11 protein-coding genes and 2 pseudogenes are annotated in these 12,955 nt (G+C 64.4%); 9 read left to right on the plus strand and 4 right to left on the minus strand.

Annotation, left to right across the window (positions count from 1 at the left end):
- Nucleotides 1–72: 72 nt before the first annotated feature.
- The 7 genes and pseudogenes from ACVWYI_RS28330 (at nt 73) to ACVWYI_RS28360 (ending at nt 9,227) form a co-directional block, all read left to right on the plus strand.
- On the plus strand, nt 73–1,425 hold the full coding sequence (locus tag ACVWYI_RS28330) for an MFS transporter (protein ID WP_247352031.1): 1,353 nt from the start codon (nt 73–75) through the stop codon (nt 1,423–1,425).
- A 122-nt stretch (nt 1,426–1,547) separates the two neighbouring features.
- Nucleotides 1,548–2,453 (plus strand): LysR substrate-binding domain-containing protein, encoded by a 906-nt coding sequence (locus ACVWYI_RS28335; RefSeq protein ID WP_247352033.1) that lies wholly within the window; start codon nt 1,548–1,550, stop codon nt 2,451–2,453.
- A 123-nt stretch (nt 2,454–2,576) separates the two neighbouring features.
- A complete protein-coding gene (gene kdgD / locus ACVWYI_RS28340) occupies nt 2,577–3,521 on the plus strand; it encodes a 5-dehydro-4-deoxyglucarate dehydratase (RefSeq protein ID WP_247352035.1) in 945 nt (314 codons plus the stop codon).
- 29 nt (nt 3,522–3,550) lie between these two features.
- Nucleotides 3,551–4,894, plus strand: coding sequence for a glucarate dehydratase (gene gudD, locus ACVWYI_RS28345; RefSeq protein WP_247352037.1), 1,344 nt, complete (start codon nt 3,551–3,553; stop codon nt 4,892–4,894).
- 76 nt (nt 4,895–4,970) lie between these two features.
- Nucleotides 4,971–6,419: an aldehyde dehydrogenase family protein gene (locus tag ACVWYI_RS28350; RefSeq protein ID WP_247352039.1), complete on the plus strand. Its 1,449-nt coding sequence runs from the start codon at nt 4,971–4,973 to the stop codon at nt 6,417–6,419.
- 16 nt (nt 6,420–6,435) lie between these two features.
- A pseudogene (gene garD, locus ACVWYI_RS28355) lies at nt 6,436–7,978 on the plus strand (galactarate dehydratase).
- 43 nt (nt 7,979–8,021) lie between these two features.
- Nucleotides 8,022–9,227: a mandelate racemase/muconate lactonizing enzyme family protein gene (locus ACVWYI_RS28360; RefSeq protein ID WP_456663742.1), complete on the plus strand. Its 1,206-nt coding sequence runs from the start codon at nt 8,022–8,024 to the stop codon at nt 9,225–9,227.
- 69 nt (nt 9,228–9,296) lie between these two features.
- Here the strand turns inward: ACVWYI_RS28360 and ACVWYI_RS28365 are convergent, their stop codons facing one another.
- Together ACVWYI_RS28365 and ACVWYI_RS28370 are read right to left on the minus strand one after the other, a co-directional pair.
- Nucleotides 9,297–9,899, minus strand: a complete 603-nt coding sequence (locus ACVWYI_RS28365; protein ID WP_247352043.1) for a DUF2147 domain-containing protein — start codon at nt 9,897–9,899, stop codon at nt 9,297–9,299.
- 123 nt (nt 9,900–10,022) lie between these two features.
- Nucleotides 10,023–11,052, minus strand: a pseudogene (locus tag ACVWYI_RS28370) (NAD(P)/FAD-dependent oxidoreductase).
- Nucleotides 11,053–11,235: 183 nt separating this feature from the next.
- Between ACVWYI_RS28370 and ACVWYI_RS28375 the strand changes: the two are divergent.
- Nucleotides 11,236–11,703 (plus strand): acyl-CoA thioesterase, encoded by a 468-nt coding sequence (locus ACVWYI_RS28375; protein WP_247352047.1) that lies wholly within the window; start codon nt 11,236–11,238, stop codon nt 11,701–11,703.
- A 13-nt stretch (nt 11,704–11,716) separates the two neighbouring features.
- Here the strand turns inward: ACVWYI_RS28375 and ACVWYI_RS28380 are convergent, their stop codons facing one another.
- On the minus strand, nt 11,717–12,037 hold the full coding sequence (locus ACVWYI_RS28380) for a 2Fe-2S iron-sulfur cluster-binding protein (protein WP_045008721.1): 321 nt from the start codon (nt 12,035–12,037) through the stop codon (nt 11,717–11,719).
- 164 nt (nt 12,038–12,201) lie between these two features.
- Entirely contained in the window at nt 12,202–12,576 is a 375-nt protein-coding gene (locus ACVWYI_RS28385; protein WP_247352049.1) for an Hpt domain-containing protein, read from the minus strand.
- Here ACVWYI_RS28385 and ACVWYI_RS28390 point away from each other — a divergent pair.
- Nucleotides 12,575–12,829, plus strand: a complete 255-nt coding sequence (locus ACVWYI_RS28390) for a hypothetical protein (protein WP_247352051.1) — start codon at nt 12,575–12,577, stop codon at nt 12,827–12,829. The two genes, ACVWYI_RS28385 and ACVWYI_RS28390, sit on opposite strands and share 2 nt — an antisense overlap.
- The last annotated feature ends 126 nt before the right edge of the window (nt 12,830–12,955 follow it).

The following is a 12,955-nucleotide window of genomic DNA, read 5'->3' on the forward strand; positions in this document are numbered from 1 at the left end:
GCTTGGACACTTTGCCGCGCGCGCCTCTAGGAGTCGTCGTGAGGAAACGTTCGAGTTCTAAGGAGGCGCGTAATGAGCGCAGTGATGTCCACAGCGGACGTGAGGAGGTCTCGCGTCAGGCTGTTCATCGTGACCATGTTGTTCCTGGTCACGACCGTCAATTATGCCGACCGCGCCACGCTGTCGATCGCGGGTCCCGCGCTCTCCAAGGAGCTGCATCTCGATCCCGTCGCCATGGGCTACATCTTCTCGGCCTTCGGCTGGTCCTATGTGCTCGCGCAGGTGCCGGGCGGCTGGCTGCTCGACCGCTACGGCTCGCGCCTCGTCTATGCCTTCAGCATCATCGTCTGGTCGCTGTTCACGACCCTGCAGGGTTGGGTCGGCTTCTTGAGCGCCGGCACCGCAATCACCGTGCTGTTCGGCCTGCGCTTCCTGGTCGGCATCGCCGAAGCGCCCTCATTCCCCGCCAATGCCCGCATCGTTGCGGCCTGGTTTCCGAGCAACGAGCGCGGAACCGCGTCCGCCTTCTTCAATTCCGGGCAGTATTTCGCGACCGTGATCTTCGCGCCGCTGATGGGCTGGATCGCGCATGACTACGGCTGGCGCTACGTGTTCTTCGTGATGGGCGCGCTCGGCGTCGTGATGGGTCTGGTCTGGATCAAGACCATCTACGGTCCGAAGGAGCATCCTGGCATCAACGAGGCCGAGTTCGACTACATCAAAGAAGGCGGTGCACTGGTTGACCTCGATGCGCCCAAAGACGATCTGAAACATGAGCGCGCGGCGGCTTCCGGCCCCGGCTGGGATCACATCCGCCAGCTGCTCTCCAACCGCATGATGCTCGGCGTTTATCTCGGCCAGTACTGCATCAACACGCTGACTTATTTCTTCCTGACCTGGTTCCCGGTCTATCTCGTCAAGGAGCGCGGCCTGTCGATCCTGCAGGCCGGCTTCGTCGCGACGCTGCCGGCGCTGTGCGGCTTCATCGGCGGCGTGCTCGGCGGCGTCATCTCCGACGCCATCCTGCGCAAGACGGGTTCGCTGACCATGGCACGCAAGATCCCGATCGTCGGCGGCATGCTGCTCTCGATGTCGATCATCGCCTGCAACTATGTCGACGGGCAGGCGCTGGTGGTCGGCTTCATGGCGCTCGCCTTCTTCGGCAAGGGCATCGGCGCGCTCGGCTGGGCTGTCGTCTCCGATACCTCGCCCAAGGAAGCCGGCGGCGTCTCGGGCGGCCTGTTCAACACCTTCGGCAATCTCTCCTCGATCAGCACCCCGATCGTGATCGGCTACATCCTGGCCGCGACCGGCTCGTTCAACGGCGCGCTGATATTCGTCGGCGCCAATGCGCTGGTGGCCGCATTCGCCTATCTCGTGATCGTGGGCAAGATCGAGCGCGTGGTGCTCAAACGTTCCTCCTGAGGGCTCCCATGGGAGCTTGACCAGGCAACTTAACGGCGGCTTCACAGCCGCCGTCTTTGTTTTGGGGGTAATCGATGCTAGAAGTGCCGGGGAAACGCCTTATCCATCTAAGGCATGTATCGATGTTTGACCTTAACCAGCTCCGCTGTTTCGTCACGGTGGCGGAAGAATTGCATTTCGGCCGCGCCGCGGCGCGGCTGAACATGACCCAGCCGCCGCTGTCCCGGCAGATCCAGGTGCTCGAGCACATCATCGACGCGCCGCTGCTGGAGCGCACCAGCCGCTCGGTGCGGCTGACGCCTGCCGGGCGCAGCTTCCTGCCGGAAGCGCGGCGCATCCTGAAGCTTGCGGAAAGCGCCTCGCAAGTCGCCCGTCGCATCGCGCTCGGCAAGACCGGCTCGCTGAAGATTGGCTTCACCGCGGCCGCCGCCTACGGCTTCCTGCCCGAGCTCGTCGCGGCCTGCCGCGCCAAGCTGCCCGAGGTGGACTTCTCACTGAAGGAGATGGTGTCCGGCGACCAGTTCGAGGCGCTGTCCTCGGGCCAGATCGATGCCGGCCTGCTCAGGCCTCCGATCGCGCGTCCCGAGATCGCCAGCCGCCGCGTCGTCGCCGAGCCCCTGCTCGCCGCGATCCCGAAAAAACATCCGCTGGCGAATGCCGAGAGCATCACCATCAAGGATTTCGACAACCAGCCCTTCGTGATGTATTCGCCCTATGAGAGCCGCTATTTTCACGACGTGCTGGTGGCGATGTTCACCCGCGCCGACATTTTGCCGCGCTACGTGCAGCACCTGAGCCAGATCCACTCGATCCTCGCCATGGTGCGCGCCGGCCTCGGCCTTGCGATCGTGCCGGCGGCGGCGGCGAGCCTGAAGATCGCGGACGTCCGCCTGCGGCCGCTCAAGCTGCGCACGCGCGTTCCCGTCGAGCTGTTCATGGTCTGGCGGCGCGACGACGAGAATCCGCTGCTCTCGGCGCTCGTCAAAATCGCGAGCGAATTGTCCTCGGCGGAGGTGAGGGAAGATTGATGCTGATTTCGCATTGGTCGATATAGGCTTTGGCTTGGACGCGCATCGAACGGTCTCCTAAACCACGGCGCATGGACGCGCAGGCTTGCGTCCTCCACAACACGAGACAAGGGAGCAGCGCCCATGAGCAAGATGACCCCGCAGGAAATGGCCCAGAAGATCGGATCCGGCCTCCTGTCCTTCCCCGTCACACCGTTCAAGGCGGATTACTCCTTCGACGAGACGACCTACCGCGCCAACATGGACTGGCTGTGCGGCTATGACGTTGCCGGCCTGTTCGCCGCCGGCGGCACCGGCGAGTTCTTCTCGCTGACCGCGGCAGAGGTTCCGCATATCGTCAAGATCGCCGTGGACGAGACCAAGGGCCGCGTGCCCGTGCTCGCCGGCACCGGCTACGGCACCGCCACCGCGCGCGAGATCGCGATCGGCGCCGAGAAGGCCGGCGCCGACGGCCTTCTACTGCTGCCGCCCTATCTCACCCATGCCGAGCAGGACGGCCTCGCTGCCCATGTCGAAGCGATCTGCGCCTCCGTGAAGATCGGCGTCATCGTCTACAACCGCGACAACGCGATCCTTCAGCCCGATACGCTCGCTCGCCTTGCCGAGCGCTGCCCGAACCTCGTCGGCTACAAGGACGGCATCGGCGACATCGAGCTGATGACCCGCGTCTACACCAAGCTCGGCGATCGCCTCACCTATATCGGGGGCCTGCCGACCGCGGAGACGTTCGCGCTGCCCTATCTCGACATGGGCGTGACGACCTACTCCTCCGCCGTGTTCAACTTCGTTCCGGAATTCGCCACCAACTTCTACGCCGCCGTGCGCAAGCGCGACCATGCGACGATCCACGCCGGGCTGAAGGATTTCATCCTGCCGCTGATCGCGATCCGCAACCGCAAGAAGGGCTATGCGGTCTCGATCATCAAGGCCGGCATGAAGGTGATCGGCCGCGATTCCGGTCCGGTCCGCCCGCCGCTCACCGACCTCTCCGAGCAGGAGATCGCAGAAGTGGCCGCGCTGGTGAAGAACCTGCCCGCCATTCGATCGTCACAACAGGCGGCAGAATAACGATAGAACACAACAGGGAGGAGCGTGCGATGGCCCAGACTGAAATCTCGGGTGCACCGGTCGTCACGGCGATGCAAGTGATCCCGGTCGCGGGCCGTGACAGCATGCTCCTCAATCTGAGCGGCGCGCATGCGCCGTTCTTCACCCGCAACATCGTCATCCTCACCGACAATGCCGGTCACACCGGCGTCGGCGAGGTGCCGGGCGGGCAGAAGATCTGGCAGACGCTGCAGGACGCCCGTGATCTCGTGATTGGCAAGACCGTCGGCGCGATGAACAACATCCTCGCCGATATCAGGACCGCCTTCGCCGATCGCGATTCCGGCGGCCGTGGCAAGCAGACCTTTGATCTCCGCGTCATGATCCACGCCGTCACGGCCGTGGAGTCCGCGCTGCTCGATTTGCTCGGCCAGCATCTCAACCTGCCGGTCGCAGCCCTGCTCGGCGAGGGCCAGCAGCGCAACAGCGTCGAGACGCTCGGCTATCTCTTCTTCGTCGGCGACGTCAGCAAGAGCAAACTCGCCTACGTCAAGGGCGAGACCGGCAAGGCCGAATGGTTCAACCTCCGCCATCAGCAGGCGATGACGCCGGAAACCGTGGTGCGGCTCGCGGAAGCCACCCACGACCGTTACGGCTTCGCCGATTTCAAGCTGAAGGGCGGCGTGCTGCGCGGCGAGCAGGAGATCGAAGCCGTCACCGCGATCGCCAGACGCTTTCCGAACGCGCGCGTGACGCTCGATCCGAACGGCGCATGGTCGCTCGACGAGGCTGTCAGCCTCTGCAAGGACATGCACGGCATCCTCGCCTATGCCGAAGACCCCTGCGGCGCGGAAAGCGGCTTCTCCGGCCGTGAGATCATGGCCGAGTTCCGCCGTGCAACTGGCCTGCCGACCGCGACCAACATGATCGCAACCGACTGGCGGCAGCTCTCTCATGCGTTGCGGCTGGGCGCGGTGGACATTCCGCTGGCCGATCCCCATTTTTGGACCATGCAAGGCTCGGTGCGCGTGGCCCAGACCTGCCGCGACAACGGCCTGACCTGGGGCTCGCACTCCAACAACCATTTCGACATCTCGCTCGCCATGTTCACCCATGTCGGCGCCGCCGCCCCCGGCAAGGTCACCGCGATCGACACCCACTGGATCTGGCAGGACGGCCAGGCGCTAACCAAGGAGCCGCTCCAGATCAAGGGCGGCAAGATCGCCGTGCCTGACAGGCCGGGCCTGGGTATCGAAATCGACAGGGCCGCCATCGACGCAGCGCATGACCTCTACAAGCAGCATGGACTCGGCGCCCGCGATGACGCTATTGCCATGCAGGACCTGATCCCCGGCTGGACCTTCGACGACAAGCGTCCCTGCCTCGTGCGTTAAGAATTCAGGCATGATCCCGGACAATTGGACACCGGTTTTCCGACAAGGATCATGCTTCTCAAATAAGGAGGACAACATGACTGCGATCCTGAAGAACTTCATCGGCGGCGAATGGGTCGATGGCTCCGCCGTCACCAGGAACATCAACCCCTCCAACACCAACGACGTCGTCGGCGAATACGCCAAGGCCGACAAGGCGCAGACCGAGAAGGCCGTGGCCGCCGCCAAGGCCGCCTTCCCCGCCTGGGCGCAGTCGACGCCGCAGGTGCGCTATGACGCGCTGAACAAGATCTCTCTCGAGATCATCGCCCGCAAGGAAGAACTCGGCCGCCTGCTCGCCCGCGAGGAAGGCAAGACGCTGCCCGAAGGTATCGGCGAGGTCGCGCGCGCCGGCCAGATTTTTGCGTTCTTCGCCGGCGAAGCGCTGCGCCTGATCGGCGAGAAGGGCGCCTCGGTGCGTCCCGGCATCGACGTCGAGCTCACCCGTGAGCCGGTCGGAGTCGTCGGCATGATCACGCCCTGGAATTTCCCGATCGCGATCCCCGCCTGGAAGATCGCGCCGGCGCTCTGCTACGGCAACACTGTCGTCTTCAAGCCGGCCGAGCTGGTGCCGGGCTCGGCGCATGCGCTGTCCGAGATCATCACCCGTTCCGGCATTCCTGCCGGCGTGTTCAACCTCGTGATCGGCTCCGGCTCGGTGGTCGGGCAGACCCTGCTCGAGCACCCGGATGTCGCCGCGATCTCCTTCACCGGCTCGGTGCAGACGGGGCGCAAGATCGCGCAGGCCTGCGTGCTCTCGAACCCGATGAAGAAGTTCCAGCTCGAGATGGGCGGCAAGAACCCGCTGGTCGTGCTCGACGACGCCGATCTCAAGACCGCCGTCGAGGTCGCCGTCAACGGCGCCTATTTCTCGACCGGCCAGCGCTGCACTGCTTCGTCCCGCCTGATCGTCACCGAAGGCATCCATGACCGCTTCGTCGCCGCAATGGCCGAGCGCCTGAAGGGCCTGTCGGTGGACGACGCGCTCAAGGCCGGCGTGCATATCGGTCCCGTGGTCGACCAGAGCCAGCTCGACCAGGACCTGCGCTACATCAAGATCGGCCAGGACGAGGGCGCCAAGCTCGCTTGGGGCGGCGAGCTGCTCAAGCGCGAGACGCCCGGCCACTACCTGCAGCCGGCGCTGTTCACCGAAGCCAACAACAACATGCGCATCGCGCGCGAAGAGATCTTCGGGCCGGTGGCTACCGTCATTCGCGCCAAGAACTACGAAGAGGCGCTGGCGATCTCCAACGACACCGAGTTCGGCCTCGCTTCCGGCATCTGCACCTCCAGCCTGAAATACGCCTCGCACTACAAGCGCAACAGCGAGTCCGGCATGGTGATGGTCAATCTGCCGACCGCCGGCGTCGACTATCACGTGCCGTTCGGCGGCCGGAAGGGTTCGAGCTACGGTGCCCGCGAGCAGGGCTCGTATGCCCGCGAGTTCTACACGACGGTGAAGACCGCCTATACGTATCCCGGCTAACCACGGGGAATATCAAATGGACCAGGACGTCGCAGCGAAAGAACAGCCGCGCTACATCAAGCTCAACGAGCGCGACAATGTCGCGATCGTGGTCAATGATTTCGGGCTTCCCGCCGGCTCCCGCTTTGCCTGCGGGCTGACGCTGCGCGCCTTCGTGCCGCAAGGACACAAGACGGCCCTGGTCGACATTGCACAGGATCAGCCGATCATCCGCTACGGCGAGGTGATCGGCCACGCGCTCTCGCCGATCCTGGCCGGCGAATGGGTGGACGAGGCGCGCATCCGCATGCCGGAGGCCCCTGCCCTCGACAAGCTCGAAATCTCGACCGCCGTGCCCGCGCCGCTGCCGCCGCTCGAAGGTTTTACCTTCGAGGGCTTTCGCAACTCGGACGGTTCGGTCGGCACCAAGAACATCCTCGGCATCTCCTCCTCCGTGCAATGCGTCAAGGGCACGATGGAATATGCGGTCAAGCGCATCCGCGCCGAACTGCTGCCGAAGTACCCGAACGTCGATGACGTCGTGCCGCTGACGCATGCCTATGGCTGCGGCGTCGCCATCAACGCGCCCGACGCCGTGATTCCGATCCGCACGCTGCAAAACATCGCGCAGAACCCGAACTTCGGTGGCGAGATCCTGGTCATCAGCCTCGGCTTGCGAAAAGCTCGCGCCCGAGCGGCTGGTGCCCGAAGGCGTCAGCAACGCCATCGTGCGCATGCAGGACGAAGCCTTCGACGGGTTTGGCGCGATCGTCGACGCGATCATGACCCAGGCCGAAGCCCGCCTGAAAATCCTCAACAGGCGCACCCGCGAGACCTGCCCGGCCGCCGATCTCGTCATCGGCCTGCAATGCGGCGGTAGCGACGCCTTCTCCGGCGTCACCGCGAACCCGGCCGTCGGCTTCGCCGCGGACCTGCTGGTGCGCGCCGGCGCCACCGTGATGTTCTCCGAAGTCACCGAAGTGCGCGATGCGATCCAGCTGCTCACCCGGCGCGCCATCAACGAGGACGTCGGCCGCGCGCTGGTGCGCGAGATGGCCTGGTACGATTCCTATCTGGCCCGCGGCGGCGCCGATCGCAGCGCCAACACCACGCCTGGCAACAAGAAGGGCGGGCTTGCCAACATCGTCGAGAAGTCATTGGGCTCGATCGTCAAGTCCGGATCAAGCGCCATCACCGGCGTGCTCTCGCCCGGCGAGAAGGCAACGCAGAAGGGCATGCTGTTCGCGGCGACTCCTGCGTCCGACTTCATCTGCGGCACGCTGCAGCTCGCCTCCGGCATGACGCTGCAAGTGTTCACCACCGGCCGCGGCACGCCTTACGGCCTTGCGGCGGCGCCCGTGATCAAGGTCGCGACCCGCAGCGAGCTTGCGCGCCGCTGGAAGGACCTGATCGATTTCGATGCCGGCAGCATCGCCACCGGCGAGAAGACCATCGAGGAAACCGGCTGGGACCTGTTCCGCTTGATCCTCGACGTCGCCAGCGGCCGCACGCAACCCTGGTCGGATCGCTGGGGCATCCACAACGATCTCACGCTGTTCAATCCGGCGCCGGTGACCTGAGCGCCGATCGCGGCGCCGGCCAACGACCCAAGAGGACGTTTGAATGTCCCGCATCACGACCCTGCGCACGATCCGCATCGACGAGCGGCCGAACCTGATCTGGGTCGAGGTCGAGACCGACGAAGGACTGACCGGCCTCGGCGAAAGCTTTCGGGGCGCGCAGGCCGTTGAGGCTGCCGTCCATGAGCTCGCAGCACCGCTGGTGCTCGGCCAGGATTCCCGCCGCATCGAAGCCGTATCGCGTCAGTTGCTGACGCCGTATCTCGGCTTCCACAGCGTCAGCGCCGAGGTGCGCGCCGCCAGCGCCATCGACATCGCGTTGTGGGACCTCAAGGGCCAGCGCCACGGCATTCCCGTGCACGAGGCGCTCGGCGGCGCGAGCCGACTCGAAATCCGCGCCTACAACACTTGCGCCGGCTATGCCTACAATACAAAGAGCGCCAGGCGCCGCGAGATCGGTGCGGACGACGTCGCGCTCGGCCCCTATGACGATCAGATCGCCTTCATGCGCGACGCCGGAGCGCTCGCCGAAAGCCTTTTGAGCGAAGGCTATGGCGCCATGAAGATCTGGCCATTCGACCCCTTTGCCGCCAATGGCGGCCATTCGATTTCCCTGATCGACCTCAAGACCGGTCTCGAACCGTTCCGGAAGATCCGCGCCGCCGTCGGCGAACGCATCGAGATCATGTGCGAGCTGCACAGCCTGTGGGGCGCGCAGACCGCCGAGCGCATCTGCCGCGCGCTCGAAGATTACGGCGTGTTCTGGGTCGAGGATCCCCTCGGCAAGATGGACGATGTGCAGGGCCTTGCCGACCTCAGACGGCGCGTGAAAACGCCGATCTGCGGCAGCGAAACGCTGGCGGGCGCGGCGAGCTTCCGCAATCTGCTCGCGGCCGACGCCATCGACGTGGTGATGCTCGACATCGCCTGGTGTGGCGGATTGACCGAGGCGCGCAAAATCGCCGCCCTGGCCGAAGCCTACAACAAGCCGCTCGCCCCGCACGATTGTACCGGCCCGGTCGCGCTGATGGCGGGGCTGCATCTGGCGCTGCATGCGCCGACCGCGATCTTCCAGGAGGTCGTGCGCGCGACGCTCTCGACCTGGTATCGCGATCTCGTCACCGCTCTTCCGACCGTGAACAACGGCATCGTGTCTGCGCCGCGTGCGCCCGGCCTCGGGCTTGCGCTCAATCCGGACGTGCGCCGCCGCGCGGACGTAGTGGTCCGAGAGTCCATTTTCAGCGCGTAGGGCACGACCGACGCGTCACCGCGCGACGACTCCCGCGGGGAATGACAGCGGAGCTAAGCGGGAAACGGCCTACTGCTTCGGCGCGGGCGCCATCATCGCGCCGCCCTTCTTCGCCGCGGGCGCGGGCACGGGCTTGGTCGCGGCGGTCGCTTGCGCCGGGAGATATTTCGCGACGATGGCGGGGTCGACCTGGGCAATGTTGGCGTCGGGCAGACGCGTCCAGGTCTCGTCCTTGCCGAACAGGGAGATGCCGAGGAAGCCGCGCATCGTCAGCGTCTGGCCATCAGGGCTGACCGTCATCTTGGCCTTCCAGACGTTGCCGTCGCGCGGATTGACCACGTTGCCGCCGTCGTACTTCAAGCCGTCGCGCTTCATGTCGCGGATGAAGGAGAGCCCGAGCACCGGCGCGTTCTTGCGATCGTCCGTGCATTTCGCGCAGATCTCGTTCGGATCGTCGCCGGGCCGCGGAAAGGTTTTTGCGATCACGCCTTCGAACACACCGCTGTGGTCGATGAAGAGAAACCATCCCACCGTCTTGCCGTCTTCGACCTTCTGCCAAAGACCCGCGGCGGTTGGCTGCTGGACTTGCGCCGCAGCCGGGCTCACCGCACCGAGCGACATCGCGAGCGCGAGGAGCGAGAACAGCCGAAAGCTGGAAAAGAGATTCCGCATTATCATCACCTTGCTAAGCCAATCGGCCTTGCTGAGCCGTCACTCCAATGGCCGCAGACTACGGCGATTTCGCGAACGGTTCCAGCACCAGGAACATGGGCACCGCCTCCCCGCTCGCCGCCGTCAGTTGACACCGAGCTTCTTTTGCAGGCTGGAGGACGAAGTCGTGTACTGGGAACACGAGCCGCTTCTCCGGATAGACATAGCGATGGGCTTTTTGCGACATCAGCGCGCCCTCGTGGAAACCGCACAGGATCAGCTTGAGCTTGCCGGGATAGGTGTTGATGTCGCCGATCGCGAAGATGCCGCGCACATTTGTCTCGAACGCGGACGTCTCGACCGGCACCAGATTGTTCTCCAGCGAGATGCCCCAGTTCGCGACCGGACCGAGTTTCATGGTCAGCCCGAAGAACGGCAGCATGGTGTCGCAGGCAATATCGGTCACATTGTTGTCGTTGCCCTTGATCGTGGCACCGGTCAGCTTGCCCTCGTTGCCTGACAGCGCGGTGACCTGGCCGAGCCGCAGATCCATCTTGCCGCCAGCGACCAGCGCGCGCATCTGCTCGACGCTGTGGGGGGCGGCGCGAAAATCGTCGCGACGGTGCAGCAGCGTGATGCGGTTGGCAATCGGATGCAGATTGAGCGTCCAGTCGAGCGCGGAATCGCCGCCGCCGACGATCAGCACGTTCTTGTCGCGGAACGTCTCCATCTTGCGCACGGCGTAGTGCACCGAGCTTCCTTCATAGGCTTCGATCCCCGGCACCGGCGGACGCTTGGGCTGGAACGAGCCGCCGCCGGCAGCGATCACCAGCACCTTGCATTCGAACACCTTGCCGGCGTCGGTGGTGCAGCGGAACAAGGGATCGCCGATCTTCTCCACGGTCTCGATCATCTCGCCAAGATGGAAGGTCGGATGGAACGGCTTGATCTGCTCCATCAGCGCCTCGGTGAGACCCTGGCCCGAAACCTGCGGAATGCCGGGAATGTCGTAGATCGGCTTTTCCGGATAGAGTTCGGCGCACTGGCCGCCGACCTTGTCGAGGATGTCGACGAAATGCGCCTTCATGTCGAGAAGGCCAAGCTCGAAGGCGGCGAACAGACCGCAGGGGCCGGCGCCAATAATCAGCACATCGGTTTTGATCACATCGCTCATGTCGTCTCTTTTATCGGTCGTTATCGGTGGGCCGGCGCCCGGCGGGCAGAGGTGACCCTGCCTGTCTAGCCAACGGGGATGGATCAGGGAAGGCATAAAAGCGGGAGCGCCCCGCAGCCGCGCCCACTTGCCGGGTCAGGATAACTGGGCTGTAACGAGCAACGATATGACGGAGATCAATCGGTGAACGCACCACGCCGCCTCGATACGACGCCGCGCCTGGAGGACTACCCTTTTCGCCTCAGCGACAATGTCCGCTTCGGTGATCTCGATCCCAACCAGCACGTCAATAACGCGGTCTACGCCACCTACTTCGAGACCGGCCGTGTCACGCTGATGAAGCTTCCGGAATACGGCCTGACGCCGCCGGGACTTGCCTGGATCATGGTGCGGCTCGACATGCATTTTCGCGCCGAGTTGCACTGGCCGAATACGATCGAGCTCGGCCTCGGCGTGGTGAAGCTCGGGCGGACATCGGTGACCTTCGAGCAGGTCGTGTTTTCGAACGGGAAATGTATTGCGTCTGCGACGTCAGTCGGCGTCATGCTCGACGAGACGACGCGACGGCCGGCACCGCTGACCTCAGAAGTGCTCGAGAAGCTCAGACCCTGGCACAAGCGCGGCATTGAGGTCGCGCCGCCGAGCACATGATAGCTACGGAGAGTTAGGCCTGGCGTTCCGGCGTCGCCACGACGAGGCCGTCGAGTTCGTCGGAGACCTTGATCTGGCAGGACAGGCGCGAGTTCGGGCGCACGTCGAAGCCGAAGTCGAGCATGTCCTCTTCCATCGGTGTCGGGCTGCCGACCTTCTCGCGCCAGGCTTCGTCGACATAGACATGGCAGGTGGCGCAGGCGCAGGCGCCACCGCATTCAGCCTCGATGCCGGGAATGCTGTTGCGGATGGCGGCTTCCATCACGGTCGCGCCGTTCTCGACGTCCACCGTACGGGTTTCGCCCTTGTGATCGACAAAGTGAATTTTGGCCATGTGTGCTCGTACTGCCGCGATCTTGGGAATGAAGGAGGGTCCGGGCTGTCCTATAACGGGTCGGTCAGCCCGGCGCCATAGCGTTTTGATAAGACGTTAATCCCGCTTCGCGGCAAGAAAACCCGTCAAAACAAAAGACTAGGGCACGGGTCGGCCCTGTCGTCCTAAGGCTTCAGGATCGTCTCGATGGCGGCGCGAGCCTCGGTCACCGCCTCTTTCAGCGCGGCGAAGGCGTGGGGCCGGCCCTGGCCGGTCCGGATCGCGGTCTCGAGGCTGGCTGCGGCATCCGCCACCGCAAAAGCGCCGATCCCGCGCGCCGAGCCCTTGAGCTTGTGGGCGAGTGCGCCGGCATCACTCGGCAGCGCTGCCATAGCCGCAATCAGGCGGACCGCCTGCTCGGCAAACATCGCCAGCACTTCCTGTTCCAGCTCAGCGTCGCCGAGCGTCATGCGGGAGAGGTGATCGAGGTCGAGCAGGTTGTCGATGGGTGCAAGCGGGGGCGAGGGCATCCAGTCCATCCGTTGCAGTTCAGGCATCATGGCGCAGGCCCCGGCATCGCGCGATGTCCGCCGGTTCGGCGGTCAGGTTCCCTCCACCGAAGCATGGAAATGGTTAACGAAGTGTTCCGGCAGTTTTGCGCAAATCCGCCTGTTTATTGACGAAAAGTTGCCGCAATCCGGCGAGTCCGGTGGAGAATTTCATGTATTGCTAAGGCGTTACGGCGCGATCCTGTTAACGATGATTAAGAATGTCTTAATCGCAGCCATTTCATTCGCGACGCTCTGCCAATAGGATGTTTTGGAAATTGGCGGACAAGCCGTCCGGGTGGGGACGGCTCGGAAATCCGCGCAAGCGGCATGATCCGGACTGTGGGCTTGCGTAGCGCGCAGAGCTCGCGGAGGGACGCGTACAAGTAAC

The sequence above is a fragment of the Bradyrhizobium sp. LB13.1 genome (assembly GCF_054056815.1).

What these genes read in the sequence shown, in the direction of transcription:
- ACVWYI_RS28360 (WP_456663742.1), top strand. Translation starts at nt 8,022, where the DNA reads ATGTCCCGCATCACGACCCTGCGCACGATCCGCATCGACGAGCGGCCG.
- ACVWYI_RS28390 (WP_247352051.1), top strand. Translation starts at nt 12,575, where the DNA reads ATGGCGCAGGCCCCGGCATCGCGCGATGTCCGCCGGTTCGGCGGTCAG.
- gudD (WP_247352037.1), top strand. Translation starts at nt 3,551, where the DNA reads ATGGCCCAGACTGAAATCTCGGGTGCACCGGTCGTCACGGCGATGCAA.
- kdgD (WP_247352035.1), top strand. Translation starts at nt 2,577, where the DNA reads ATGAGCAAGATGACCCCGCAGGAAATGGCCCAGAAGATCGGATCCGGC.
- ACVWYI_RS28335 (WP_247352033.1), top strand. Translation starts at nt 1,548, where the DNA reads ATGTTTGACCTTAACCAGCTCCGCTGTTTCGTCACGGTGGCGGAAGAA.
- ACVWYI_RS28365 (WP_247352043.1), bottom strand. Translation starts at nt 9,899, where the DNA reads ATGCGGAATCTCTTTTCCAGCTTTCGGCTGTTCTCGCTCCTCGCGCTC.
- ACVWYI_RS28330 (WP_247352031.1), top strand. Translation starts at nt 73, where the DNA reads ATGAGCGCAGTGATGTCCACAGCGGACGTGAGGAGGTCTCGCGTCAGG.
- ACVWYI_RS28380 (WP_045008721.1), bottom strand. Translation starts at nt 12,037, where the DNA reads ATGGCCAAAATTCACTTTGTCGATCACAAGGGCGAAACCCGTACGGTG.
- ACVWYI_RS28350 (WP_247352039.1), top strand. Translation starts at nt 4,971, where the DNA reads ATGACTGCGATCCTGAAGAACTTCATCGGCGGCGAATGGGTCGATGGC.
- ACVWYI_RS28385 (WP_247352049.1), bottom strand. Translation starts at nt 12,576, where the DNA reads ATGATGCCTGAACTGCAACGGATGGACTGGATGCCCTCGCCCCCGCTT.